Consider the following 26681-nt stretch of genomic DNA (forward strand, 5'->3'; position numbering starts at 1 on the left):
AACAAATTTATCCGTTACAAATGAATTACCTCTCCATACGCATCAGCTGCAGCTTCCATAATTGCTTCGCTCATGGTTGGATGTGGATGTACCGATTTAATCATTTCGTGGCCTGTTGTTTCGAGCTTACGCGCAACTACAATCTCGGCAATCATTTCAGTTACATTGGCGCCAATCATGTGTGCGCCTAATAATTCGCCATATTTTGCATCAAAAATTAGTTTTACAAAACCATCCTTGGCACCTGCAGCACTGGCTTTACCAGAAGCAGAGAATGGGAATTTACCGATCTTCAATTCATATCCTGCCGCTTTAGCTGCTTTTTCCGTATAACCTACAGAAGCAATCTCAGGACTGCAATAAGTACATCCAGGGATGTTGTTATAATCCAAAGGCTCTGGTTTATGACCAGCAATTTTTTCTACACAGATAATGCCTTCTGCCGAAGCAACGTGTGCCAGCGCCTGTCCGCCAACAATATCACCAATTGCATAAACACCTTTTACAGAAGTATTGTAAAACTCATCCACAACTACCTTACCTTTTTCGGTTTTTATGCCTGTTTCTTCCAGGCCAATATTTTCAATGTTTGCTACCACACCTGCTGCAGAAAGGACGATATCGCATTCTAAGGTTTGCATACCTGAAGCAGTTTTAACCTGAACTTTGCAGCCGCTACCACTGGTGTCTACAGATTCAACGCTTGAAGAGGTCATCACTTCAATTCCTGCTTTTTTGAAGCTGCGTAGCAACTGTTTAGATACATCCTCATCTTCAACAGGTACTACATTGTCCATAAATTCTACAACAGTAACCTTAGTGCCTAAAGTAGCATAAAAATAAGCAAATTCTACACCAATAGCACCAGACCCCACCACAACCATCGATTTTGGCTGCTCAGGCAATACCATTGCCTGTCGGTATCCAATCACTTTTTTGCCATCCTGTTTCAGGTTCGGCAATTCTCTTGATCTTCCACCGGTAGCCAGTATAATACTTGTTGCTGTATATTCTTTTTGTGATCCGTCAGCAGCTTTAACTTCTACCTTATTGCCTGGCTTAACTTTGCCAGTGCCCATTATCACATCAATCTTGTTCTTTTTCATCAGGAACTGAACACCCTTACTCATGCCATCTGCAACACCCCGACTGCGTTTAATCACAGCAGCAAAATCTGCTTCGGCTTCAGCAGTTTTAATTCCATACTCTGCAGCATGATTAATGTATTCAAATACCTGAGCGCTTTTTAACAATGCTTTGGTTGGTATACAGCCCCAGTTCAGGCATATTCCACCTAAAGATTCGCGTTCAACTACTGCAGTTTTCAAACCTAACTGAGAAGCTCTGATCGCAGCTACGTATCCACCCGGACCGCTGCCTATTACAATTAAATCGTAGTTCATATCTTTAATAAAAGGAATTTAACTTTAGTACAGGCCAAAATTATAAAAAAATGTTCATTAAATCTGTTATGCCCTTTAGGAATGTGTGATTTCCATGATATGTGTATAATATAACAATTTTGCTAATTGCATGTTATGTAGAATAAATATAAATAGCTGATAAACTGTTGGTTATAATATTTAATCCAATTGTTAAATGTTGAAAAATACCTGAATTATTAATAATTATTTAACATTGAAAAAGGAATGCTGGCATAATAAATATTTAACTTTGCGTCGATATTTTTGAAATATCATTTAAAGAACATTATTAACTAACTAAAAAAGTATGAAAAAAACTTTACTCGTTTTCACACTACTGGTACAATTTTTGGCTTTAGGGGCATTAGCTCAGCAAACAATTAAAGGTAAGGTGATCGATTCCTTAACAAAGGAAACCTTACCCGGTGCAGTGGTAAGTTTAAAAGGTGCTGGTTTATCAACCTCGACCTCTTCAGATGGAAGTTTCTCGATAAAAAAACAGGACGGAGCCAATGTACTGGTTGTTTCTTATATCGGTTATAACCGTAAAGAAGTAGTAATTGCTGCGGGTAAAACCGATATGGGCTTTATCACTTTAACTTCAAGTTCAAATACGATGGATGAGGTAATGATTGTGGCCAACAATATTGCTATCGACAGGAAAACACCCGTTGCACTTTCCATTGTTAATGCAGAAAGAATCGAAGAAAAAGGGGGTCAGCAGGAGTTTCCTGAATTACTTAAATCTACGCCAGGTGTGTATGCTACAAAAGGCACGGGTGGTGGTTTCGGTGATTCTAGGATTAACATGAGGGGGTTCCAGAGTGCCAATATTGCTGTAATGATTAATGGTATTCCTGTAAACGATATGGAAGATAGTCGCGTTTTTTGGTCCAATTGGGCTGGTCTTAACGATGTGACCAGCTCTATTCAGGTACAAAGAGGCCTTGGTGCTTCCAAAGTGGCAGTGCCTTCATTAGGTGGTACTATCAATATTCAAACCCGGACTACCGATGTTAAAAAAGGTGGTTTTATTTATCAGGGTTTAGGGAGTTATGGGTTTAATAAAACTACATTTTCTTACTCAACTGGTTTAACAGATAAGGGATGGGCATTTTCTGCTATGGGTTCACGAAATGTGGGTGATGGGTATGTAAATGGTTTGGCTTATGAGGCCTATAGCTATTTCTTTAATATATCTAAAATAATTAATGCAAAACATACCTTATCATTAACTGGTTTTGGTGCTCCTCAATATCATGCATCCAGATTTGAACGTTTTACATTGGCTTATTACCAGGATGCTCCTCAAGGTAACAAATTCAATCCTAACTATGGTATCCTGGATGGAAAGGAAAAAACAATCAGTGGAAATTATTATCATAAACCACAGGTTTCCCTGAATCACAGCTGGATTATAGATGAAACATCATCATTATCTACTGCACTTTACGGATCAATGGGAAGAGGAGGAAATGAATTCCCCAATAATGCCACTCTTTTTCTGAATACAAGAACAGGAAATAAATATACACCGGTTGATATTGATGCTCTTGTAGATTTAAATACAGCGGCACAGGATGGTAAGGCAGTTGCTTACCTTCAGTCGTACAGAAACGACCATACATGGGGTGGTTTAATGAGTACCTACAAGAAAAAGTTAAATGATAAATTTGATTTACTTGCAGGACTTGATTTAAGACAATATAAAGGTGTACATTACAATTCGGTAAGGAATTTACTGGGTGCTGAATATGTTCTGGATGTATACAGTGGAACGCCTACTACCAGTAGAGGGGGTGGTAATATCAATAATCCTATTAACATGGCCAAGACAGGCGATAAAATTGGTTTTTACTATGATGGTTTAGTGGGTTGGCAGGGTGCTTTCGTACAAGGTGAATATAGCTACGGAAATCTTTCTACATTTCTGTCTTTATCTGGTTCTAGTACTTCTTATCAGCGTGTAGATCATTTCCGGTATCTGGATACTGATCCGTTGCGCAAAAGTGTAAAAGTAAACTATTTTGGTTATCAGGCCAAGGGTGGTGCAAACTACAATTTGGATCAGCACCATAACGTATTTGCCAATATAGGTTATTTCGAAAAAGCGCCGATTTTTGAAGCTGTTTTTGCAGGCTATCAGAATAAGAAGAATACCGATGCGGTAACTGAAAAAATTCTTAGCTACGAATTAGGTTATGGTTACAGAAGCACCAGATTTTCTGGTAATGTTAATTTATATCGTACAAGCTGGAAAGACAGGTCTACTGTCAATGCCTATTATGATCAGGCGACCCAACAGTTTTATACTGCGAACTTAAGTGGTGTAGATGCATTACATCAAGGTGTGGAAGTTGACTTCAAATATTCTCCGGTGCAATCTTTGACCATTAATGGTATGCTTTCTGTGGGCGACTGGAAATGGGATAGTAATGTTCCAAAGGCTGTTATTACGGATGTTAATGGCAATGTTTTAAACAACGGTTCAATTGGTCCTCTTTATACAAAGGGCCTCAAGGTAGGCGACCAGCCGCAGACAACTTTAGCGCTAGGTGCCTCGTTTGATGTCACTGAAGATCTAAGAATTGGTGCAGATTATAATTATTTTGGCCGATATTACTCTTCATTTGTCCCTACTTTGATAACTTCTGAGAATTTGGTGCCATGGCAAGTACCTAGCTATTCTCTTGTTGACGTAAATGCAGTGTTCAAATTCAAATTTGCAGGTATCAAGTCATCTTTGTTTGCCAATGTAAACAATTTACTGGATGTAGTATATATCTCAGATTCAAACGCACAGTTTATCAACAAGATTAGTGATGCAAATAATGCCAGCGTATACTATGGTGCTGGCAGAACATGGACTGTTGGTTTAAAAGTTAATTTCTAAAATGATGATCATGAAAAAAAACTTATTGTACATGGTTGCGTTTATCAGTGTGATATTCACAGCTTGTAATCCTTTAAAGGATGAAATGAATAACTTAAAGCCAGTTACTGAAACCAAGACATTGGCCTTTACCCTTGCAAATACAGATTATGCACTTCTACCTTCAAGTAATTATGCACAAAAGGGTTTTTATTTTGCCAATGAACAGGATGCAAATGCTTCAATTCCGGTAATTTTAAATTCCAGGTTTGCTCAGCTTGCCGATGGAACTAAAGCAAACATAACTTATAATTCTCTGCCTGCTCAGGTTAAACCGGCAGATAGTTTGATCACTGGTAACACAAATCCTTTTACTTATACGGTTACTGATGCAGATTATTTAGCTATAAATGGTAATAATAATAAAAACTTCACTACAGCAAAGTCTTTGGAATTTTTAGTAAAAAAATATCCTGCTGCTGTAAATAACCAACTTTCTATATTGACCTATGCTTACTTTGAATCGGGGTCAACCACAAGCGCCGGAGTGCCTGCTGTAGATACATTCATCTACCTAAATGGACAATGGATTAAAGCCTATACGGTTAGTCAGGCCCAATATATTTCTGCTGGTAAATTGGCGTTGTTTAACTTTGGAGCTGCTGATGAACCTAATTTAGCGGGTTACTTCAATGTTTTTTTGAAATCAGACGCCAGTGTGACGGCTAAAGCAAAATTAGGAGATGTAAAATATGTTGCATTTGATTATTTTGCCAGTAGTAAGACCTATAGAAGGATAAAACCTTTAATATTTGATGGTACAAACTGGATAAATAAATCAGTTGCAATAGGCCCTAAGTCTTTCCTTAAAAAGAAAGGTACATGGATTCTTGATCCTACAGTTTATTATACTTTACTTAAAGCTGAATACGCCGTACTTAAATCGCAAGCTGCTATTGATGCTAAGGTTGGCACAGATGCGGGCAGGATTAATGCTGCTGACTTTGGATCTTTCGATGTAACCGGGGGACCTAACAGCTGGACTGATGCTCAAATCAATGATGCTTTAATATTTATCCTGAATGGTAAGTATGCAAGTGCACCTGTTGATGAAAGTGTTCTATATAATATAAATTACGCACTATTTAGAGGTGCTACACCTACAGCAGTAAAAACATTTGCAAAAACTAGTACAGGATTTGTATTTGTGCCAGTAGAGAATTAATATTTCAATAAAAAAGGAGGATGTTCAAAGCATGAACATCCTCCTTTTTTATATATAGCCTAAAGTAATCCGCTAATATTCAAGTTCCAGAGATTATCTTAGGCCCAACTTCTATAGGAAGGTATCGGTGGATATGGATCAGGATCAGGATCAGGATCTGGATCAGGATTCGGGTTAGGATTCGGGTTAGGATTCGGGTTAGGGTTAGGGTTATATGAACCGTAAATCCATGATGGCGTTTCAAAAGAACCTGAATCATCAGGCCCTCCACCTCCTGTGCCAGGCCCAGTACCGGATCCAGATCCATTACCTGGATTATTACTGCCCTCGCCCGGCGCAGGTGCAATATAGCTTGAAAATTGAGCTTTAATATCCTGCGATTCTAGACTATCTTTTTCCGTAGTATAATTGTTATAAACTCCTCTTTGATTGAATTCTGTTTGCTTAAATCCATCAATTAGTGTGTTATAATCGTTTTGGGTCAAATTTCCATCCATAATACGATACCAAGCATCTTGAAATCCCTGAGCACTATTTGCCACACCTGCGTTTATTGGAGATGAGTGATACCTCCAATCGGTTCGTTTTACTTCATCTAATTGTTTCAATACCATTCCTGCGTATAGATTAGCATCTACCTCAGACACAACTTTACCATGATCTGAATCTCCAATCTTGTGCTTATAGGCATGATATAATTCATGGGCAAGAACCCCTTCATTTCCAGACTGATCATACTGATCTGAATAATCTAATAGATCTTTAATTTTAATTTTACTTCCAGTAGTTGTTGAATACTCATATTCTGCCATAGCGCCAGGAGTAACTGGAGGGAGAATTGAGAGATTAATTCTTAATGCACTATCGTCAGTCATTAGACCCGTTAATACGCTATAACCTAGTATAGTTGAATTAATATCTTGAATCATCTCATTAAACTTGAGGATATCACTAGCACTTAAGTTACCATAATTAAAAATTTTTGCTAGTTGTTCTGGAGTTAGTGGACCACCGGGATTTTCAGCATATCCCCCTAAAATTTGTCTTTGGACATTTATAGGAATTGGTAAAAAGGTGCGCAATAGATTATCTAATGATTTCTTTTCCATTATAAGCGATTAATTTGTTAAGTAATGATGTTATATTTTTATAGTAGGTAATGACGGGTAAATTATTTGTGTTTTTATAAGCAGACACCTTCCATTGATCAAATGAACGAAAACGACCATTTACATAAAGTTCAAATCCAATATAAGAATAAGGATAAACTCTGTTCTCATTTGTAGTCGGTATTAGATATTCATTTTTATCTAGCTCTTTTTGATCAGGTAATTCAAATAGATGATTATCCAGAATCATTAAACTTAAAAAACGTTGCCAGCTTATCTCGGGTATGGGTTTGTATTTTTCTATCTTATAAATTGCACTTTTGTTTATGCTGTCTATATATCCCAAACTTTTGTAGTTTGTGCCTTCAGTGGGAAGTTGTTTTTTACCTGGGGTAATTAAAGCAGTATATTTAGCTGCATATACTGAATCCTTAATACACTTAATTACAATTGTTTTAATTGGCGTAATCTCGCCGTAATAAAACCGCAACTCTAAATTTGCATCGGATTGATCGATAGGTTTTAGTACGTGCATATTTACTAAAAACCGTTTGCGATAAGTTGCATCACTCTTGAATTCAGGGATAGTGAGTTCAATATTCCCACAATCTACTTTATACTGGCTGAAGCCAAATAGAGGAGCTGATGTATATATAAGTAGTAAGAAAATACTTTTGAGGATGTCTTTCATGAGTTTGCGTTTAGTCAAATTTAATTTTTTTAGATATAAATAAAAATTTTTTACACTTATTTTTTACAAATGAGTATTATTGCTTTATATTATTTGTCCTTACTGGTAATGCGTCTTAGATTATCAAAAAACCGGCTTAAAAGATTGCGTTTACTGCAGATTATGTCAACAGTTCCTTTTATTTCTGATGCAAATTTTATATTAAATCCATAATTCGTATTCAGGTTTTTTGGTAATCTTATTTCAACCAGATAAGTATTTATAATACTTTGTCCATTTTCTTTGGTTTCATTCGTAGACAATGAAATCGTATTAACAAATCCGGTTACAATTCCATACTCTTCATAAGGATAGCTTTCAAGCTTAATAGCAACTTCTTGTCCTATTTTTACCTTTCCTGCACCGTACGAAGGCAACTGTACTTGACCTATCAATTTGTTTAATTTTGGAACAATAGTAAATACAACTTCACCGGATTGGATAAAATCATTATTATTCCAGAATTTGGAAAAATCAAGCTTCCCTGATATCGGTGCTTTAAAAACATATCGTCGTTCCCATGAATCAATATTATCTTTTAAATCAGCATAAGCAGTTAAAAGTTCCAGCTTAATCTTACTTTCCTCCACGTCCTTTTCTATAATAAGTCTTTGTAATGAATTTTGATATTCATCAATAAGTTGCTGTGTATTATTTAGCTCATTATTGGTGCTTTGAACACTTTCTTTACTATTTAAATAAGAAAGCTGACTCCTGTCAAATTCTAACTCTGTAGCATTTTTATTTAGTAATAATAGAGAATCTTTAATATGGGCCTTATAATAGATTGCCATATTCTTTGTACGCGTAAGTTTTAGTAGCTCCGTATTCATCTTTGATGTCAGCAACTGTTCAATCTTTGTTTTTAATCCGTTTGTTTGTTTTTTAAATAAATTTCCTTGGTTGTAATCAGAATATTTTTTTAAAGCCAATAAAAAATTATAGTATTTAACATTAATCTCTCCCATTGAGGCATTTCTGGGTAATGAATTAATTAAGTCCAACCCAAAAGTTTTGATGTCGAATTTATCAAGTAATTGTTTTATAAGTTTAACATCATTGGTATTAGCTGAATTCTGAATTATAGCTATATAATCACCACTTTGTAAAACAGATTTCGATTTAAAATTGAACAAAGATAGTTTGCCACTTGAATTTGCTACAAGTTTAATAGGTGCATATTGAGAGCGGATTGTTATATTTCCACTTACTGTATCTGGATATTGTATAAGCCATGTAAATAGAAGAAGTGACATAAATATCGATAATATAATACCCGTAACCCATATGCCAAATTTTGTAGGAATTCTTTCTATAATGTCATCTATCTGCTCACTTCTTTGTTTAAGCATTTTGTTTTTTTTTACAGGAGTTTTCATTACTATATTAGGTCGGCAAATTTTTCAAAATTACTTTTGTGCGTTAAATTTTCAAGTTGGTTACCTTCGTACTGAGATTTGATGAGGTTACTGTATTGACCATTGTTTTGCATCAGTGAACTATGATTCCCCACTTCTACAATAAATCCATCTTTAAAAACAATAATTTGGTCTGCTTTTTTTATTGTGCTGAGCCGATGTGCTATTACAACTACAGTTCGCTCTTTAAAAAGCTCATCTAATGCCTTAATAATCTTTAGTTCATTAATAGTATCAAGAGAATTAGTCGCCTCATCTAAAAAAAGATATTCAGGGTTTTTATATAAGGCCCTGGCAATTAATATTCTCTGTTTTTGTCCGCCACTTAATCCTCTTCCCATTTCTCCCATTACAGTATTATAGCTTTTAGGTAGTTGTTCTATTTCAGTTCCAATATTTGCGGCACTGACAGCTAGCCTTAGCCTATCATAATTGATATTTTCATCATCTAAAATGATGTTATTCATTATTGTATCATTGAATATTTTTCCATCCTGAAGTACTACGCCACATTTATCTCTCCATTGCTTCAGGTTAATATTTTTTATATTCATATTTCCAATAAAAATGTCGCCAAAAGTAGGTTCGTACATTCTTAATAAAAGTTTAAGCAAAGTGGTTTTCCCACTGCCACTATCCCCGACAATAGCCGTTACTTTTCCTGAAGGAATAGAAAGATTTATTTTCTTTAAAATTGCCGGTGCATTAGTATTGTAATGAAATACTAGATTCTTAATTAACAAGCTCTTATCTTCTGGCAAAACGATATTATTAGATTGGTCCTCTTCTTGTTCATCAGGAATTTTATGAACTTCATTTAGTCGTAAAAAACTAATTTGGGCAGATTGGGCAGATATAATAAATGATATAAAATCAGATAATGGAGCATTCAACATTCCAATTATAAACTGAGTTGAAATCATTATCCCGAAAGTGATTTCTCCAGAAATGACTGCTTTAGCGCAGTAAAAGGTTATTAAAAGATTTTTAAGACTGTTTATAAATTGAGCGCCAGATGATTGCCAGTTTGAGATAACCATCACTTTTTGGTTTACTTTAAACATCCTGGCTTGAATTTTTTCCCATTTCCACCTTTTCTGTCTTTCATAATTGTTCAATTTTATATCTTGAATTGCAGAAACCATCTCAACCCAGAAGCTTTGATTTTGTGAAACAAGATCAAAGTACTCCCAATCCAATTTTCTTCTGAGTTTTAAGAACAATAACACCCATAAAATATAAAAAAGACTTCCAATGAGAAAAATAAGAAACATAACCTTGTTGTATATCAACAACACTGTGCTAAATATTAAAAATGTTATACTTGAGAAAATAAGGCTTAATGAATTATTCATGATGAAACTTTTAATTCTTTCATGATCATTTGCTCGTTGTAGTATATCTCCTACAGCCTTGTTTTCAAAAAAAATTATTGGTAACCTCATCAATTTGATAAGATAATCAGATATTAAGGCAAGATTAACACGTGAGGTAACATTAAGAAGTATCCAATCCCTAATAGCATTTGACAAAGTAATGGTGATTAAAATGGTAACGTTTGCAATCAATACTAAGTTTATAAAATTTAAATCATGGGTTCTAATACCAACATCAATTACTGCTTTTGAGATGAATGGGAGAAATGCTTGAAGAATACATACCAATAGCATCACTACAAAGAGATTAAAAAAACTCTTTTTATGACTTGTAAAATATCCGAGAAAATTCTCCAATGTTTTTTTTCGCTCAATCTTTTCGCCGGTTTCTCTTTGCTTAAAATCAGCCTGAGGTTCCAACACCATTAAAGATCCTATTTCCTTGCCAGGGTTATACCATTTATCACGTAGCTCCTGAATGGTATAATTCACTAATCCGCGTGCAGGATCCGAAATGAAAACAAATTTGCTCGTAACCTTATAGACAACCACAAAATGACTTTGATTCCAATGGATAATACAAGGTAGTGGAACTACATTTTTAAGATCGTATATGGATGCTTCAATGGGTAAAGTTCTTATGCCAATCGTTTCAGCGGCATAACTAAGATCTAAAAATGATATTCCTTCACGTGTTGTACCACATTTATCTCTTAAATATTGCATTGAATAGTACTTGCCGTAATACTTCGCAATAATTTTTAAACAAGCGGGGCCACAGTCCATCAAATCGTACTGGCGGTCAGTAGGAAAGCGTTTTAACAATTTAGTTTAGATTTGTATGAGCATTACTATTATTAATTGTTAACGAAAGTAAAAAAAATATAACAAGTATACAATGTCTTATAAAAGAGTAAGTGACATAAAAAGATTACACATTTTTAAAGTATAAATAATACACTTATTTTCACAGCATAAAACAGTACAATGAATGACGAGGACATACTAAATGTAGTAAATTACCATTATCCTAAATGCGTGGGAGTTATATGGACTGGCAGTTCATTAAATAATACCGTTAATAATCAGAGTGACATTGATGTTGTAATCGTTGATGAACAGTTTAGTGTTATATCTCCAATTGTTATTGTAATTAAAGGAAAAAGATTTGATTTCACTCAAATCCCACTTTCAAACTTAGAGAATATTCTTTTTGATGAGCTTTATGATCCAAAAGGAATATTAATTACTATGATTTCAAATGGTAAAATAATTAAGGATACCAAAAATATGCTCTTAAAACAAATACAGCAAAAGGTTTCATTAGCATGTTCAAATTTTCAAACAATTAATGAGAAAGCATATGAGAATTTTGTGCATGAGTTAAAAAAAATTCAGCCGCAGTTTAATAAACTTTTAGAATATAAGGAAGCATTTTTACTTTTAAATGAGTTTGTTTTCCAATGTTCCCAAGCCGAAGTATTTAGGCATTCAAACTGGAGCTATAACGGTAAACATAAACCAAGATTTTTAATTTCTAAAAATGCTCATTTTATTGAACGGCTTATCGAAGTAGCTGGATTTTCAAAGTTAAAAGAGGGATATAATGACTTATCAAGTATAAGTGCTTATATAGACTTTTATTTGTCTGAACCTTTCAGATTTAATACTGAAAATTACGTTAAAGATAAATTGGTTTTGGATTTAACCTATGAAAATATATCTATTACTGATTTTATTCACTCAATTTTAGACGATGTACTTGCAGACCCAATTTTGCAACATTGTTACTCATATTTTTATCTTTCACCCAAACAAAGCTTTAGAATTTATAAAAAATACATTTGCATCGTTTTTAATATTAGCCCAAGTTATTCGAGAGAGAACGTTTTTACTGCCTTTAAAAAGGTATTAATGAGCAAATCTAAGAATAGGATTAGTTTGTCAACGCTTCCAACAAGTATATTTGATATACAAAATCCGAACAGTGATTTTTATTATAGATTTGAGCATGTTGCTAAATCAGTAAGTCAGGTCTATATTAAATATCTACGAAAAGACATTATACATGATGATGAGAGGTACTATTCAATTGGCCTTATTTTATTAACATTTGTGAGTGAGAAAATAAATTTGACTCAAGCTGATTTATTAAAATGTAATTATTATCTCAGTCTACGTCATACATATACGTTTAAAGAACAAGATAGCATTAAAGTCCCGTCAGAACTTAATTTGATCCGGAAAAGAAAATATGAGCTTTTAAAAAAATATTATGCTACCCATCAGGAATATGTAGATAAATTAATTTCAAACGGTGCATCTCTTCTATATCTTAATTCAAAGGCACAAACCCCTCTATATTATTCTATTGTAGAAAGCTTAACTAGCTTTTTAACTTCAGAATTAAATAATTTGTCCGAATTAGTTAATTCAAATAAGCTTACTATAAGTGTATTAAATGATCATTTCAAAATTAAGGACGTAAGAGGGGCTTTATTATATATTTTAACGTTTGAACACCTTGTTAGATCATTAAATATTAATGATAGTTTTAGCTGTTTATTACTCTTTACGTTAAATGAGAGTCAAATATGTATTCAAAATTTTAGTTAGTAATTACACCATCCTAATATACCCACCCCTGTAATTTCCATAGATCTAGCCAGGATACGTTCGGGTTTCCTTGTGCTTGGCCTGAGGACAGGCACAAGTCAGGCGCAAGGAATCGTCATAAAAGACGCTGGTTAGTGGAATATTACAATACAGATGTACAAGGGTAGTACACCCATTTGCTCGGCCAATACTTTCGGGGAGTGTTCGGGCTGCTTACATTTGCTAAACACCAGCTTAAGGGGTGGCTTCAGTTCAGAGTCTATCAACCCTTAATCACCCACATTACATAATGTTTACCAACGCTTAACCAATTCCAAAGGTATATCGAATAAGGTCTTATCAGGATGAGACAATACTATTTCAACATTATTTGAAATAATAGACACTTTAGAAATTAATTTAAAGGATTTACTCTAAGCGCATATTTAGAAAGAGGCCAGATTTAATCTGTTTGTAATAATTATTGATGCACTCAATATCAATATATTTTCTATTTTTACACGGGAAATATTATTTCATACTATGGTTAAAATCTTTGTTGGGGGGCTTAGGCCGGACGTTTCTGAATTGGATCTGGTTATGTTTATAAGTCTCCGTGCGCAGGTAAACACCATTAAAGTTGTACGCGATAAAATAACTAAACGGTGTAAAGGATATGCTTTTTTAGAAATGACCAGTCAGGCTGAAGCCGAGAAAGCAGTTGCTTTGTTAAATGGAGAAGAATATCAGGGTCAGGTATTGAATATTAAAATTTCGGAGGAAGTCGCTCCTCCGCCTAAAATAAAAACCAATCATACTTATCAAAAGAAAAGACCAAGGATCTGATCTGGAATATGGATATGATAGAACTGATTAGACAACCCTGGTCCTGGTATTTTTCCGGCATAATGATCGTAGTGATTATGCTGATGTTAATTTTTTGGGGCAAATCGTTTGGTTTTTCTTCCAATCTCCGCACCATTTGCAGCATGGCAGGTGCGGGTAAAAGAACTGGTTTTTTTAATTTTGACTGGAAGGCCCAGCGCTGGAACCTGCTTTTTCTGGTAGGCGCCATCATAGGCGGATGGATTTCTTCAACATTGCTCAGCAGCCCTGCCGGGCTTGATTTATCTGCAGCAACTGTAACAGATCTTAATGCCCTGGGAATTGGTTTTAACGGGGGGGTAAATCCTGATGAATTGTTCTCTTTACAGGCAATGGGTAATCCAAAGGTGCTTTTTCTGCTGGTTATAGGCGGCGGACTGGTTGGCTTTGGATCGAGGTATGCAGGTGGTTGTACATCGGGACATGCCATTTCTGGTCTTTCAAATCTTCAATTGCCATCCTTGCTTGCTGTAGTGGGATTTTTTATTGGCGGCTTAATGATGACATGGTTGATTATGCCCTTCATATTTTAAAATGATGAAATCCGTAAAATTTATTTTAGCAGGAATACTTTTCGGTATTGTGATGAGTAAGTCTGAAGCAGTATCCTGGTACCGTATTCAGGAAATGTTCAGGTTTCAGTCCTTCCATATGTATGGAATTATAGGTACTGCGGTAGTTCTTGGTACAATAAGCGTATGGCTCATCAAGCGGTTTAAACTTAAAGATACCGAAGGCTTACCCCTTGTTTTTAAGGATAAACAACCACCTTACCTTCGTTATATCATTGGTGGTGTCATTTTTGGATTGGGCTGGGCCTTAACCGGCGCCTGTCCGGGCCCAATGTTTGTTAACCTGGGCTATGGTTACCTGGCTATGATTGTGGTAATTATAGGTGCACTGGCAGGTACGTATCTTTACGGTGTCATTAAAAATAAACTACCACATTAGTGTTTAATGGTCAGGTAAAACAAAGATATAGGGTTACTTTCTAACTGAGTGACAGCAGACGGTTGCGTACCAGTAAACATGCCCCAATAATCCCGGCTCTTTCACCTAATTTCGACATTTTTAAATTTGTATCCTGGTTTACCAGGCTTAATGAGTACTTGTTGATCGCACTTTTGATTGGCAGTCTGATGTATTCTTCTGTAGCTGCAAGGCTCCCCCCTAAAATGACCAGTTCAGGATTAAACAGGTTGATCAGCAAGGCAATACCACGACCAAGGTTTTCACCTATTCTGGCAATCAGCTCTATGGCAAGTACATCATCGTTATTGGCTGCGTTAATGATATCTTCCATCTTCAGTGCCGCTGTACTTGCATTGTTTTGGGATAATATAGAAGACGAGCCTTCCAATAACCGTTCCTTAAACATTCTGGTTAATGCCCAGCCCGAGGCTTCTGTTTCCAGACAGCCTTTTTTACCACAATGACAAATGATCTCATTGTCAAAAAGGGGGATGTGCCCGAACTCACCTGAATATCCTGATTTACCGTAGTACAACTGTCCGTTTATCAATATACCCAAACCAATTCCATGATCCAGATTAAGGAAAAGTACATTCTTTTCTGCACCTACCACACCTGCAGAAAACTCTCCGTAGGCCATCGATTTTGAATCATTCTCCAGAAAAACACGGATACCTATTTTTGTCTCGATGATCTTACTGAGCGGCTCTTCGTTAAAATAAAAGAAACTGTAGCTGTAACCTGTTGCATAATTGATCCTTCCCGACAGATTGATGCCAATGCCCAGTAATTTTTCTTTAGGGATGGTAAGTTCGTTAATAAAATCAATGATCAGGCTGCACAATGATTCGAGCGACTCCTTATTGTTGTCAAGATGGTATGGTAGCTTCTCCGATACTTTGATCAGGTTTTTTTGAAGGTCAGACAGACCTATGTTGATGTGGTTCTGTTTGATATCTACACCTATAAAAAAAGCGGAATCCGGAACAAGGCCATATAAATTGGGCTTTCGGCCACCTGTCGACTCAACTTTTCCGTAATCTTTTATAAGGCCATCCAGTATCAGATCACTTAAAAGAGCAGTGACCTTAGGGGCACTCAGATTCAGTTCTTTACAAAGATCTGCTATTGTAGCATTGCCTACGTTGGCAAAATAGCTGATGACATTTTTTTTGAGACTAACGTTTTTGTATGCAACACCTGTTACATTTTCACTATTTAATTCTTCGAAAAAAGTCTTTCCCATTTTGTGTATTACAGATTCTTCTTTAAAAATTTTATGATTATAATGGTGTTATTCGTGCAAAATAACGCTATTTATTCCTAATCAGAGGAAAGTTTTTCGGGAGTGCAGAAAAATGAGGTCTGTAATTTTTATTGCTTAATTCTTTTTATAGATACTTGAGTGTATAATATTTTTAAGTATCCAAATTTTATGTTTAAAAATTAATTTATTACTATTATTTATAAATAATATTATTAATTATTTGTGAGTTATTAAAATATATCTATATTCACATTCCTTTTGATAAGCTTTGGTTAAATCATCTTTAAAACAGATTTTGGCCATTGGTAAATATTAATGCTAAGTTTTATTTAAAAAGCGGGGTAATTAATACTATTGGAATTGCAAGGTTGAACTTTTTAATTAAAATTAAAAAAGTAATTAAAACTATAAAATAGCTTTTTAGCAGCTGTAATCTAAAATGACGAATAAATTTACATACTTGTTTTTGCTGTCTCTGGTGTTTCAGTTTTTATTTGTAAAGGCGCAGGATATTATGGTGCTCAAATCTGCTAGTCTTAAAACTAGCGATAGCATATTGGTTTATAAACCTGCTGTTTATAATAAAGAGCTGAAGTATCCTGTGGTATATTTGCTGCATGGGCATTCAGCTGACTATAGGTCATGGAGTAAATTGGCAGATCTGCAGCAGCTTGCCAATACTTATAATTTTATTGTGGTATGTCCTGATGGTTTAAAGAAGAGCTGGTATATGAACTCGCCTAACGCGGACAGTGTGCAGTATGAAGACTTTTTTATGAAAGAGTTGATGCCAAAAATAGCCGGTGCTTATAAAACAGACCCCGAAAAATTATTTATTACAGGTTTCAGCATGGGAGGTTTTGGTGCCATGTATCTTTTTTTGAATCATCCGGATGTATTTTTAAGTGCTGGTAGTACCTCTGGGGTGCTGAATTTAAGGCATTCCGGTTTTAAAAAGACCACGATAGCTGATTTACTTGGTTCTTATACAGAGTATAACAAGGCATTTGATGAATATTCGCCTGTAAACAGGCTCGAAAGTATTAAAGAGTTGAAAAAGACCCTGATTTTTGATTGTGGTACAGAAGATTACTTATATAAGGCTAATAACCAGTTCAGGCAGAAATGTGATGAACTGAAAATAAAGGCTACCTATATTGCTAAACCAGGAGGGCATACCGGCGCTTACTGGTCTAAAAGTATAAGGGCGCATTTTGATTTTTTTTATGAGTTGGCTAATAAAAGCTAGCGGAATTTGACAGAAGCACACAAATTAATTATGAGATATAAAAACTTGAAAATTACATTAGGTTTGGCAATTATTTGCGGAACCATGCAGCTGAATGCACAAACAATTAAATCTGAAGAAGCAATAAGTCTGTTGAAAGCTAAACAGGGAAACGTTGTTTTGTTAAAGGATTTTTTTGCGATTAAACCCGCCGACATTAAGTACAATAAGGTGGTTTTGCCCGGGCCACAGTTTATCATTTCTGATGATCCGGAATATATAAGGATACCTGAGGGGATTGCTTTAAAGGAAGCTGTACAGCCAGGGGCGGTAAGGTTGTATGTGTACAATGTAAATGGAGTTAAAGATCCGGTAAAGATTGACCGTAAAATAACCGCTGTTATCAAAAATACAGGTAAGGGAAAAATGCACATCCGTATGCTGAAGTATTCATCCCAGAAGCCAAGTACAAATTATTTTCAGATTGGTAAACAGGGCCTAGCCGATTATTTTGCTTCAAATGGAAATGAGCAGGTGCGCGTGGTTGAGCCTGGTGCAGCGATCGCCATAGATGAGCAGCTGGAGCGTAATGTGGTAAAATATGATGAGCTAACGCATGGTTTTTATGATTTTGTAATCGATCAGCCGGGAGAAATCAATATCATTCAGACGGATCTTAACACTCCGGGGCCTGTAGCTTTAAAGAGAATAAAAACAGTTATTCCTACCGGGCATAAAAATGCCGGAAGAGGATTGTTTGGTGTAAGTAATTATAAGGTTACAGCTGTTGATGTACTGGATACAAAAAATGGTGCGGCTGAATTTGTTGTGGCTGACGGGGTTAAAGATCCCTGGGTATTAGGTGTGGAGGGTACGAGTGGAAAGGAGTCTACCCTTGCCGGAAATTATGGGGTGATCTATCATATGGAAATGAAATGGAAAAGTACGGATGGTAAAGGTTTGGCCCTGGTTACCTGGAACTCCCGTTCGGGAGATAATCAATGGTGTAATGGCATGGCGGCAACCATGGTTGTAGGTAAAGGAAAATTTAATGAAGGGATTGTTCAGTTACCTAACGACAGGTTGGCGACTAAAGGTGCGCCTGAAGTCATTTTGATCCAGGTATTTCCACCAGCAAAGAATGGGGAAGAGCAGGTAATTAAATTTACCTATTCCCCGCCAGGTGCATCATGTTTGCCAACCCCGCTGGTATTTGTTCCGGTAGATATGGACCTGGTAAAATAATCAGGCAGAATATTCTAAAAGTCTTTTTCTAACCAGCAGGCAGGCGCCAATAACGCCTGCCGTTTCACCGAGTTTTGATAGTTTTAACTGCGTGTCACTGTTTACAAGGCTTAATGAGAACTTATTTAAAGCGCTCTTTATGGGTAGGTGTAAGTGTTCGCCGGTTGAGGCAAGTGCGCCACCAAGGATAACCAGCTCGGGGTTGTAAATGTTGATGAGCAGTGCTATGCCCCGTCCAAGTTTTTCGCCGACTTTGGCTATCAGTTCTATTGACAGGACATCATCGTTGTTTGCTGCATTGATGATGTCCTGCATTTGAATGTTATCTTCAGCAGTTTTATTTAATGAGGTAGAGGAGCCGGCAAGCAGTTTTTCTTTAAATAGCTCTATCAATGCCCTTCCTGAAGCTTCGGTTTCCAGACAGCCTTTTTTTCCGCAATGGCAGATGATTTCGTTGTTAAACAAAGGGATGTGTCCGATTTCCCCGGCAAAGCCGGATTTCCCATAGTACAGTTCGTTGTTAATCAGTACGCCCATACCAAGACCATAATCTAAATTTAAGAACAAAACGTTCTTTTCTTCTTTGACAACCCCACAGTTAAACTCACCGTAAGCCATAGCCCTCGAGTCATTTTCGAGATAGGTTTTTAAATGGAGTTCTTTTTCCAGTAGGTTACTTAGCGGGTCTTCATTAAAATGAAAAAAACTATAGCTGTAACCGGTAGCATAATTGATCCTTCCCGAAAGGTTTAACCCAAGTCCCAGTATTTTTTCACGGGCAATTGCTGATTCTTTAATGAAATTCTTTATGAGTTCGCAGAGTGCGGCAAGAGATTCTGCTGTATTTTCTAGATTATAAGGTACATCCTTAGATATTTTGATCAGCTTCTTTTGCAGGTCGATCAGGCCGATGTTAATGTGATTGTGCTTTACGTCAACCCCCAGAAAAAAACAAGAGTCAGGAACAAGTCCGTATATATTTGGCCTTCGTCCACCAGTAGAGCCAACTTTTCCAAAGTCCTTTACCAGTCCCTCTGCTATCAATTCGGTAATTAGTGTAGTTACTTTAGGTACGCTCAGGTTGGTCTCTTTGCAAAGGTCTGCTATAGTAGCATTTCCGGTATCTGCAAAATAAGCTACAATGGTTTTTCTGATGTGGATGTTTTTATAAGCAACCCCGGTCATATTTTCATCGTGTTCATTAAAGAAGGCTGTTTTCATGCAGATGCGTTTTGGTAGGACTGGGTTAGTAACTTATTAAATAATATACAAATCATTAGGTTTATTGTTTAATAATTATTGCGTAACTGCAAAGTTAAAGAAAACATTTATCTTATTTATCGAATTGTTTATTGTATTTTTTTATTATGATGAAACTGAAATGTTATTTCTACTTATTTTTAAGCTTGTTTTTTGACTTATTAAAAATATTTTAATAAATATTGCATTTGTTTTTAATAATTTTAAAAAAGTTATTACATTTACATTCTATCCAAACGAAAATAACTTACAGTTGATATTATGCTTTACTTTTTAAGACACATTCTATTGTTTAGTGTATTGTTGCTTTCAGCAGAAAGAGCAGTTTTTGCAGCAGGCCCAGTAAATGATGTGCAATTGCTCATCATTGGCGCTGGAGCCAGTGGAACCACAGCTGCGATCCAGGCATCCAGGATGGGGGTAAAAACGTTGCTCATCGAAGAGACGGATTGGTTGGGCGGCATGCTCACCTCGGCCGGTGTTTCGGCAATAGATGGCAATCACAATATGCCATCAGGTTTATGGGGAGAATTCAGGCAAAAATTATATGATCATTATGGCGGGCCAAAAGCTGTAGAAACCGGTTGGGTGAGTAATACCTTATTTGAACCTGCCCAAGGCAACAAGATATTGAAAGAACTGGCCGTAAATCCAAATTTAACCATCTGGTACCGCAGCTCATGGAAAAATATCATGCGCAGGGGTAACAGGTGGAGCGTTGAGGTTGCGGTAAAGGGAAAGCCAGTGATTGTTAATGCAGACCTGATTATTGATGCAACGGAGTTAGGTGATGTAATGGCTTATCTAAAAGTGCCTTACAGGCTTGGTATGGACAGCAGATTTGATTTAGGGGAGTCGTTTGCTCCGGAAAAGGCAAACGGCATCATTCAGGACATGACCTATGTGGCTATACTTAAAGATTATGGAAAGGATGCTGACCGGACAATTTCAAAGCCTGCAGGTTATCGCCCTGAGATTTTTGAACATAGCTGTGACGTTTCGGATCCGGCATCAAAAGATAATACACCTGTTATAGACTGTAACCGGATGATCACTTATGGCAAACTTCCAAATGGAAAGTACATGATCAACTGGCCCAAACATGGAAATGATATTTATTTAAACGTCGTTGAAAAAAATGCGAAAGATCGTGTTGCTGATTTAAAAGAAGCAAAATTACACACATTAAGATTTATTTATTATCTGCAAACGGCAATGGGCTTTAAAAATCTGGGCCTTGCCGATGATGAATTTCCGACAAAAGATAAATTGCCGATGATTCCTTACTACAGAGAATCCAGAAGGTTAGACGCTTTGACCATGCTCACCGTGCCTTATGTTGCCCAGCCTTACGGGCAGGCAAAACCTTATTACCGTACCGGAGTAATTGTGGGCGACTATACCATTGATCATCATCATTTAAAAAATCCTGAGGCACCGGCTATCGATTTTGTAAAAATAAAAATACCGGCTTATAATGTCCCTTTGGGGACACTTATTCCAAAAACAGAAAAAGGATTGATTGTAGCAGAAAAAAGTATTGGTGCTTCAAATATTGTGGCCGGAGCTACCAGGTTACAGCCCGTTGTTTTAGGAATTGGGCAGGCAGCAGGTGCCTTAGCTGCAATTGCAATTAAAAAATCTGTGCAACCTGCAGATGTCAACATCAGGGAGGTACAGGAGGCTTTATTAAACAGCAATGCCTACCTGATGCCTTTTATAGATGTTAAACCAACGGATGTTAATTTTAAGGCGATACAAAGGATTGGGGCTACAGGTATCCTGAAAGGAACCGGCATTTCCTATAAATGGGCCAATCAAATGTGGTTTTATCCACATCATTTCATTAGCGAGTTGGATTTTATCAATGGCCTGAAAACCTACTACCCTGAGGTTTCGGATATTGCAGCGTCTGGAAAGGACCTGGGGGTAGATTTTTTTACTCAGGTGATGTCCAGACTGGATAAATCGATTACCCTTCAAAAGGTAACAGCAGATCTGCAAAAGCTGCATGAAAAGCAGGATGAAATACAAAGTAATGGTATAAAGAGAGGTGAGCTGGCGGTACTGCTTGATGGGTACTTAAACCCATTTGCAAAGCAGGTCAATTTTAGTGGCGATTTAATTTAATTAATAATCCAAATAAACAAGAACCCTAACCTTATGTTGAAATTTTTTACAAAAAGAGAAAAGCTGCCATGGATGATTTTGCCTGTGTTGCTTTGTATGTTCTGTTTCAATATTGCGGCTTATGCGCAATCAAGAACAGTTAACGGAACGGTCACGGATAAAAGTGGTAAACCCATCCCCGGAGTTTCGGTAAAAGTTAAAAATGCGAGTAAAGGTTCGGTTACAGATAGCGATGGTAAATATTCCATATCGCTGGAGGCCGGACAAAGTACGCTGACATTTTCTTATCTCGGATTTATACCAAAGGAATTTGCTGTAACAGGAACAACTGCAAACATAATACTCGAGGAATCCAATTCGCAGCTTGATGAAGTGATTGTGGTGGGCTATGGCACGCAAAAAAAATCTAATGTTATCGGATCTGTAGCGCAAATTACCAGTTCAGATTTAAAGCAGGCGCCAACCATGAACCTTACCAATATGCTGGCTGGTCGTTTGCCTGGTATAAGCAGTTTGCAGCAATCAGGAAGGCCGGGTGCAGATGATGCCTCTATTCGTGTAAGGGGTACTTCCACCTATGCAGGGTCACAGGGGCCTGTTGCAATAGTAGATGGGGTAGAGCGCCCCTTTGCACAATTAGATCCCAATGAGATTGAAACCATCACAGTATTAAAGGATGCATCGGCTTTGGCAGTTTATGGTTTGCAGGCTGCAAATGGTATCATTTTGGTAACTACCAAAAGAGGAAAAGCAATGGCTCCGCAGATTACTTATGATGGCGCTGTAACCAGAAATACGAATACCAGATTTCCCAAGTTTCTTGATGGACCGGATTATATGGACTGGTTTTCCAGGTCAGAGGTATTGGATAATGATTATCGCATCAATGTTGGGATGGACCCTGCTCCTTTAACTTATAACCAGGCACAGATAGATGCATTAAGAAATGGCACAAATACCAATCCTCTTTTGGGAAATACCGATTGGGTAGGTATGCTGCTTGGTAAATCAAGCTTAACCCAAAATCATAGCGTTACTTTAAGAGGAGGATCAGAGAAGGTAAAGTATTTTTCTAATTTGGGCTATCTGGACCAGGATGGAATTGTTGAGAATACCGGGTTTAAAAGATACAACCTGCGTACAAATGTGGATGCACAGATCAACAGCATATTTTCTGTTCAGCTGGATCTGGGGGCAAGGATGCAAAAGGTAAATACACCAGGTATTTCTCCAGACAATTCGGCCTATATGAACCCTTTTTATCAGGCGGTAAGAACATTGCCAAACATGCCAATGTATGCAGAAAATGGTATACCCACAGCTTATCAGAGCAATGCTGGTTATGTAAACCCAATTGCATCTGTTGAACAATCAGGTTATCAGCATGGAGAAACAAATGTGTTTCAAAGCACATTAATTTTTAATGTAAAAGTGCCCTGGGTAGACGGACTTAGTGCTAAGTTGCTGACTTCTTATGACAAGAATGCTACTGAAAATAAAAGCTGGTTAACACCTTATTCGCTTATGGGTAGGTTAAGGGGGCAAACAACAGGTAACTTTGCATTGATACAAACTCCTCCGGGAATAACTGTAACCACCTTACGCCAAAGCTATAGCCAGAACAACAGAACGTCGTTTCAGCCAAGCCTGAATTATACCAAAACCTTTAAAGAGCATACTTTTACTGCCCTTGCTTTATATGAATGGTCTAGATATAAATCAAATCTTTTCTCTGCGGGAGCAAGAAATTTTGCACTGACCGACTTGCAGGAACTGGATTTTGGAAGTTCAGTAGCAACTGATTTTATTAGCCCTACAGGATCAAGTGGTGGTAACGCCAGGCAAGGTTATGTAGGAAGGATCAATTACAGTTATAAGAACAGATACCTGGTAGAAGCTGCTTTCAGGGCAGATGCTTCGATCAATTTCCCTGAGCAGGGCCGTTGGGGATATTTCCCGGGCGGAGGTATCGGCTGGATAGCGAGTGAGGAGAATTTCTTTTCGGGTCTAAAAAGTACACTGAACTTTCTGAAGATCAAAGCGTCCTATGGTGAATTGGGTAAAGATGGTACGCAAACTGGTTTTGCTTACTTAAACAGTTTTGGCTACAATGACGCATCGTATGTAATTGGAGGTGTTCCTTCAGCTTCACTGTCTACACTTACCCCTCCAAACAGGAATATTACCTGGGAGAAGCACCACATGACGAATGTTGGTTTTGAAGCTGAATTATGGAATGGTAAACTGGGTGTGGACTTTGATTATTTTTATACCGTAGTTACAGATATTTTAACCGGCAGGGGTGCAATTTACCCGCTTTCACTGGGTGGTAATTTCCCTTCTACCTTTAATGATGGTATTAGTGATAACCGTGGTTTTGATCTACAATTGAGACACAAAAATAATGTAGGTGATTTTAACTATTCTGTTACCGGTAACTTTAACTGGGCACGTAACAAGATCATCAGGATCAATGAGAACCAAAACCTTCCGGCATGGCAAAAACGTACAGGAAGACCAATTGGAGAAAAGATCGGCTTTGTTGTAGATGGTTTTTACCAGAATTGGGAAGAAGCCAGAAATGGCACTTCTCCAAGTGCAGGTTTCCTTGCTCCGGGATACTTTAAATACAGGGATCTGAATGGCGATGGCCGCATTACAAGAGATGCAGATATGACCACAATAGGAAAAAGCAATCTGCCAGAAATTACTTACGGGCTTAACCTGCAGGCCAGTTACAAAGGATTTGATTTTTCTGCCTTGTTCCAAGGTGCCGCATTATCCAGTCTGGCACTTGGTGGTTTGTATGAAGGTTCATCGGGTACTTCGGGAATTGAAGACAACAGTCCGTTTACCAAAACCTTTTACGGCTACGGAAACTCTCCATATTACCTGGTTGAGCAATCCTGGACACCTGATAATCCTAATGCAAAGTACCCTAGGTTAACTTCTGGTGGGGTATCACTTTCACCACATAATGCCAATCAGAACTCAGGTTTTATTATAAAAAATGGCTATTTAAGGTTAAAGTCTATTCAGCTGGGCTATACCTTACCTAAAAAGGTATTTAATTCTAAAATAGAGCGGGTTCGTTTTTATGTTTCAGGATTTAACCTGTTCACCTGGGATAAGCTAAAATACCTGGATCCTGAAATGCCTAACGTTAACAACGGATTTTATCCGCAGCAAAAATTGGTTTCAGGTGGTGTTAATTTAACCTTTTAATCTTTTAGCCATGAGAAAATATATAAAATTTACTAAGAAATCATTTTTAATAGCCGGTATGGTCTTGGCCATGGGCGGATGTAAAATAGATACAGAACCTGGCGACAGATATACTGATGTTGCTGTTTATCAGAACCCTGCAAACATACGGCTTTACATTATTGGAATGTACAATGAATTTAACACATTTAAATTCGGAACATTCCCGATAGGATATGACAATGCTACCGATGCATTAACCGACCTGATGAAATATTCATCTGGTGTTTCCGGTAATGGTACTGTAAATATCCTGGCTTCAGATGCATCTCGCGTAAGTGCCGCCGGCCCGCAGCTAAACTACTGGTCTGCAGGTTATACCAGGATCAGAAGAATAAATGAATTTTTGGACGGTCTGGATACCAAGGCCAAAGGACTGGACAACAATACGAAAAAAGTATTTGAGGCAGAAGCCAGGTTTATTCGTGGCTACGTTTATTTCTGGCTTGTAAAACTCCATGGAAGTGTGGTGTTGCTGGATAAACTTGCAGGTACTGAAAATAAGGATATGCCGAGGTCAAGCGAAGACGATTGCTATAATTTTATTGCTGCAGATTTTGCATTTGCTGCCCAATTTCTTCCGCCTACCTGGGATGCCGCAAATTCCGGAAGGGCAACCAAAGGTGCTGCCTATGGTATGCTGGCGAGAACATGGCTGTATGCTGCTTCTATTGCAGAATATGATAAAAAGCAATTTAACAGTGATCCGCTGACCGGTGTACCTGCAGCGAAGGCGACGACATATTATACCAATGCTTCTAATGCGGCAGATGAAGTTAAAAAGCTTGCCAGTCAGGGCATTTACGCAATTGATCCCAACTTTGCTTCTATATTTACAAATAAGAATACAAAAGAGGCAATTTTTAAAATCGATTTTGTAAGACCAAAAATTACCCATCAATACGATTTGGGCTTTGTTCCCCCAAAAGACAATTCAACAGCATTGGTTTATGGTGTGCCTACTGCAAATCTGGTTGATGAATTTGAAATGAGTGATGGCTCAGCATTCTCCTGGTCTAACCCGGTTATGGCAGCAAATCCTTATGCCAACAGAGAGGCAAGGTTCAATGCCACAATTCTGTTCAACGGTTCGTCCTGGAAAGGGAGAACGCTGAATACCACTACCGGTGATGTGATAGAAGGATTTACAGAATATGGTGCTGGCGAGGCTAAAAGAACGGTAACGGGTTATTATGCTAAAAAGCTGCTTGACCCAACAAACATGGATATTGTAGTGAACAAGAGCGACCAAAGCTGGATTGAGATGCGTTATGCAGAAGTATTGCTGATCGACGCCGAGGCAAAAACAAAGATCAACGACATTCCAGGTGCTAAAATATCATTAAATGAACTGAGGAATAAAAGAGGCTTGCCAAACACACCTTCTCAAACAGCCCCTGAGATGATGAAAGCGATTGAACATGAGCGCATCATAGAACTTGCTTTTGAGGGCCATCGCTATTGGGATTTAAGAAGATGGAGAAAAGCACACATCACATTGAATAATATTCGCTTTACCGGACACAAACTAACACCAAGCGGATCAGGTGTTACCTATACAACCGTCACGGTAGATAATGCCAACCGTCAGTTTACAACGCCGCTGTATTATATCCCTATTCCATTAGATGAAGTTTTAAGAAATAATGCCATCTCTCAAATCAAAGGATGGTAATGTCTG

The 26681-nt window shown here is 37.3% G+C and carries 18 protein-coding genes; 11 read left to right on the forward strand and 7 right to left on the reverse strand.

Annotation, left to right across the window (positions count from 1 at the left end):
- Positions 1 to 14: 14 nt before the first annotated feature.
- On the reverse strand, positions 15 to 1403 hold the full coding sequence (lpdA, locus tag HDC92_RS14370; protein ID WP_015808809.1) for a dihydrolipoyl dehydrogenase: 1389 nt from the start codon (positions 1401 to 1403) through the stop codon (positions 15 to 17).
- A 328-nt stretch (positions 1404 to 1731) separates the two neighbouring features.
- Between lpdA and HDC92_RS14375 the strand changes: the two genes are divergently transcribed.
- Together HDC92_RS14375 and HDC92_RS14380 are read left to right on the forward strand one after the other, a co-directional pair.
- On the forward strand, positions 1732 to 4317 hold the full coding sequence (locus HDC92_RS14375; RefSeq protein WP_183875477.1) for a TonB-dependent receptor: 2586 nt from the start codon (positions 1732 to 1734) through the stop codon (positions 4315 to 4317).
- A gap of 10 nt (positions 4318 to 4327) precedes the next feature.
- Positions 4328 to 5521, forward strand: a complete 1194-nt coding sequence (locus tag HDC92_RS14380; protein ID WP_183875479.1) for a hypothetical protein — start codon at positions 4328 to 4330, stop codon at positions 5519 to 5521.
- Positions 5522 to 5619: 98 nt separating this feature from the next.
- Here the strand turns inward: HDC92_RS14380 and HDC92_RS14385 are convergent, their stop codons facing one another.
- The 4 genes from HDC92_RS14385 to HDC92_RS14400 all read right to left on the reverse strand — a co-directional run bounded on the left by HDC92_RS14385 (position 5620) and on the right by HDC92_RS14400 (position 10979).
- Positions 5620 to 6630, reverse strand: a complete 1011-nt coding sequence (locus HDC92_RS14385) for a hypothetical protein (RefSeq protein WP_183875481.1) — start codon at positions 6628 to 6630, stop codon at positions 5620 to 5622.
- On the reverse strand, positions 6608 to 7321 hold the full coding sequence (locus HDC92_RS14390; RefSeq protein ID WP_183875483.1) for a hypothetical protein: 714 nt from the start codon (positions 7319 to 7321) through the stop codon (positions 6608 to 6610). The genes HDC92_RS14385 and HDC92_RS14390 overlap by 23 nt, the downstream gene beginning before the upstream one ends.
- 89 nt (positions 7322 to 7410) lie before the next feature.
- The gene (locus tag HDC92_RS14395; RefSeq protein ID WP_183875485.1) at positions 7411 to 8739 is read right to left on the reverse strand and encodes an HlyD family efflux transporter periplasmic adaptor subunit; all 1329 of its coding nucleotides are present in this window, start codon (positions 8737 to 8739) and stop codon (positions 7411 to 7413) included.
- A 2-nt stretch (positions 8740 to 8741) separates the two neighbouring features.
- Positions 8742 to 10979 (reverse strand): peptidase domain-containing ABC transporter, encoded by a 2238-nt coding sequence (locus HDC92_RS14400; protein ID WP_183875487.1) that lies wholly within the window; start codon positions 10977 to 10979, stop codon positions 8742 to 8744.
- A 162-nt stretch (positions 10980 to 11141) separates the two neighbouring features.
- On the opposite strand from HDC92_RS14400, the gene HDC92_RS14405 reads away from it, so the two are divergent.
- The 4 genes from HDC92_RS14405 to HDC92_RS14420 all read left to right on the forward strand — a co-directional run bounded on the left by HDC92_RS14405 (position 11142) and on the right by HDC92_RS14420 (position 14585).
- Complete coding sequence (locus HDC92_RS14405; protein ID WP_183875489.1) at positions 11142 to 12770, forward strand: hypothetical protein; 1629 nt, start codon at positions 11142 to 11144, stop codon at positions 12768 to 12770.
- 522 nt (positions 12771 to 13292) lie between these two features.
- Positions 13293 to 13595 (forward strand): RNA recognition motif domain-containing protein, encoded by a 303-nt coding sequence (locus HDC92_RS14410; RefSeq protein ID WP_015808806.1) that lies wholly within the window; start codon positions 13293 to 13295, stop codon positions 13593 to 13595.
- 14 nt (positions 13596 to 13609) lie between these two features.
- Positions 13610 to 14167 carry a YeeE/YedE family protein gene (locus HDC92_RS14415; RefSeq protein ID WP_255484535.1) on the forward strand — a complete coding sequence of 186 codons (558 nt, stop codon included), beginning with the start codon at positions 13610 to 13612 and terminating at the stop codon, positions 14165 to 14167.
- 1 nt (position 14168) lies between these two features.
- Positions 14169 to 14585 (forward strand): DUF6691 family protein, encoded by a 417-nt coding sequence (locus HDC92_RS14420; RefSeq protein WP_221270967.1) that lies wholly within the window; start codon positions 14169 to 14171, stop codon positions 14583 to 14585.
- A gap of 40 nt (positions 14586 to 14625) precedes the next feature.
- Here HDC92_RS14420 and HDC92_RS14425 read toward each other — a convergent pair whose 3' ends face one another.
- Positions 14626 to 15852, reverse strand: coding sequence for an ROK family protein (locus tag HDC92_RS14425; RefSeq protein WP_183875493.1), 1227 nt, complete (start codon positions 15850 to 15852; stop codon positions 14626 to 14628).
- 460 nt (positions 15853 to 16312) lie between these two features.
- Between HDC92_RS14425 and HDC92_RS14430 the strand changes: the two genes are divergently transcribed.
- Both HDC92_RS14430 and HDC92_RS14435 read left to right on the forward strand, forming a co-directional pair.
- A complete protein-coding gene (locus HDC92_RS14430; RefSeq protein WP_183875495.1) occupies positions 16313 to 17122 on the forward strand; it encodes an alpha/beta hydrolase in 810 nt (269 codons plus the stop codon).
- A gap of 45 nt (positions 17123 to 17167) precedes the next feature.
- On the forward strand, positions 17168 to 18346 hold the full coding sequence (locus tag HDC92_RS14435) for a copper amine oxidase (RefSeq protein WP_255484536.1): 1179 nt from the start codon (positions 17168 to 17170) through the stop codon (positions 18344 to 18346).
- Here HDC92_RS14435 and HDC92_RS14440 read toward each other — a convergent pair whose 3' ends face one another.
- The gene (locus HDC92_RS14440) at positions 18347 to 19567 is read right to left on the reverse strand and encodes an ROK family transcriptional regulator (protein ID WP_183875499.1); all 1221 of its coding nucleotides are present in this window, start codon (positions 19565 to 19567) and stop codon (positions 18347 to 18349) included.
- 300 nt (positions 19568 to 19867) lie between these two features.
- Here HDC92_RS14440 and HDC92_RS14445 point away from each other — a divergent pair, with 300 nt between their 5' ends.
- The 3 genes from HDC92_RS14445 to HDC92_RS14455 are packed head-to-tail and all read left to right on the forward strand — an operon-like array spanning position 19868 to position 26675.
- Complete coding sequence (locus HDC92_RS14445) at positions 19868 to 21736, forward strand: FAD-dependent oxidoreductase (RefSeq protein ID WP_183875500.1); 1869 nt, start codon at positions 19868 to 19870, stop codon at positions 21734 to 21736.
- Between the two features lie 33 nt (positions 21737 to 21769).
- On the forward strand, positions 21770 to 24961 hold the full coding sequence (locus HDC92_RS14450) for a SusC/RagA family TonB-linked outer membrane protein (protein ID WP_183875502.1): 3192 nt from the start codon (positions 21770 to 21772) through the stop codon (positions 24959 to 24961).
- 10 nt (positions 24962 to 24971) lie between these two features.
- Positions 24972 to 26675, forward strand: coding sequence for a RagB/SusD family nutrient uptake outer membrane protein (locus HDC92_RS14455; RefSeq protein WP_183875505.1), 1704 nt, complete (start codon positions 24972 to 24974; stop codon positions 26673 to 26675).
- The last annotated feature ends 6 nt before the right edge of the window (positions 26676 to 26681 follow it).

Origin of the sequence: Pedobacter sp. AK017, from assembly GCF_014200825.1 — a bacterium.
GTDB lineage: Bacteria > Bacteroidota > Bacteroidia > Sphingobacteriales > Sphingobacteriaceae > Pedobacter > Pedobacter heparinus.

What these genes read in the sequence shown, in the direction of transcription:
- lpdA (WP_015808809.1), bottom strand. Translation starts at nt 1,403, where the DNA reads ATGAACTACGATTTAATTGTAATAGGCAGCGGTCCGGGTGGATACGTA.
- HDC92_RS14375 (WP_183875477.1), top strand. Translation starts at nt 1,732, where the DNA reads ATGAAAAAAACTTTACTCGTTTTCACACTACTGGTACAATTTTTGGCT.
- HDC92_RS14380 (WP_183875479.1), top strand. Translation starts at nt 4,328, where the DNA reads ATGAAAAAAAACTTATTGTACATGGTTGCGTTTATCAGTGTGATATTC.
- HDC92_RS14385 (WP_183875481.1), bottom strand. Translation starts at nt 6,630, where the DNA reads ATGGAAAAGAAATCATTAGATAATCTATTGCGCACCTTTTTACCAATT.
- HDC92_RS14390 (WP_183875483.1), bottom strand. Translation starts at nt 7,321, where the DNA reads ATGAAAGACATCCTCAAAAGTATTTTCTTACTACTTATATATACATCA.
- HDC92_RS14395 (WP_183875485.1), bottom strand. Translation starts at nt 8,739, where the DNA reads ATGAAAACTCCTGTAAAAAAAAACAAAATGCTTAAACAAAGAAGTGAG.
- HDC92_RS14405 (WP_183875489.1), top strand. Translation starts at nt 11,142, where the DNA reads ATGAATGACGAGGACATACTAAATGTAGTAAATTACCATTATCCTAAA.
- HDC92_RS14410 (WP_015808806.1), top strand. Translation starts at nt 13,293, where the DNA reads ATGGTTAAAATCTTTGTTGGGGGGCTTAGGCCGGACGTTTCTGAATTG.
- HDC92_RS14415 (WP_255484535.1), top strand. Translation starts at nt 13,610, where the DNA reads ATGATAGAACTGATTAGACAACCCTGGTCCTGGTATTTTTCCGGCATA.
- HDC92_RS14420 (WP_221270967.1), top strand. Translation starts at nt 14,169, where the DNA reads ATGATGAAATCCGTAAAATTTATTTTAGCAGGAATACTTTTCGGTATT.
- HDC92_RS14425 (WP_183875493.1), bottom strand. Translation starts at nt 15,852, where the DNA reads ATGGGAAAGACTTTTTTCGAAGAATTAAATAGTGAAAATGTAACAGGT.
- HDC92_RS14430 (WP_183875495.1), top strand. Translation starts at nt 16,313, where the DNA reads ATGACGAATAAATTTACATACTTGTTTTTGCTGTCTCTGGTGTTTCAG.
- HDC92_RS14440 (WP_183875499.1), bottom strand. Translation starts at nt 19,567, where the DNA reads ATGAAAACAGCCTTCTTTAATGAACACGATGAAAATATGACCGGGGTT.
- HDC92_RS14445 (WP_183875500.1), top strand. Translation starts at nt 19,868, where the DNA reads ATGCTTTACTTTTTAAGACACATTCTATTGTTTAGTGTATTGTTGCTT.
- HDC92_RS14450 (WP_183875502.1), top strand. Translation starts at nt 21,770, where the DNA reads ATGTTGAAATTTTTTACAAAAAGAGAAAAGCTGCCATGGATGATTTTG.
- HDC92_RS14455 (WP_183875505.1), top strand. Translation starts at nt 24,972, where the DNA reads ATGAGAAAATATATAAAATTTACTAAGAAATCATTTTTAATAGCCGGT.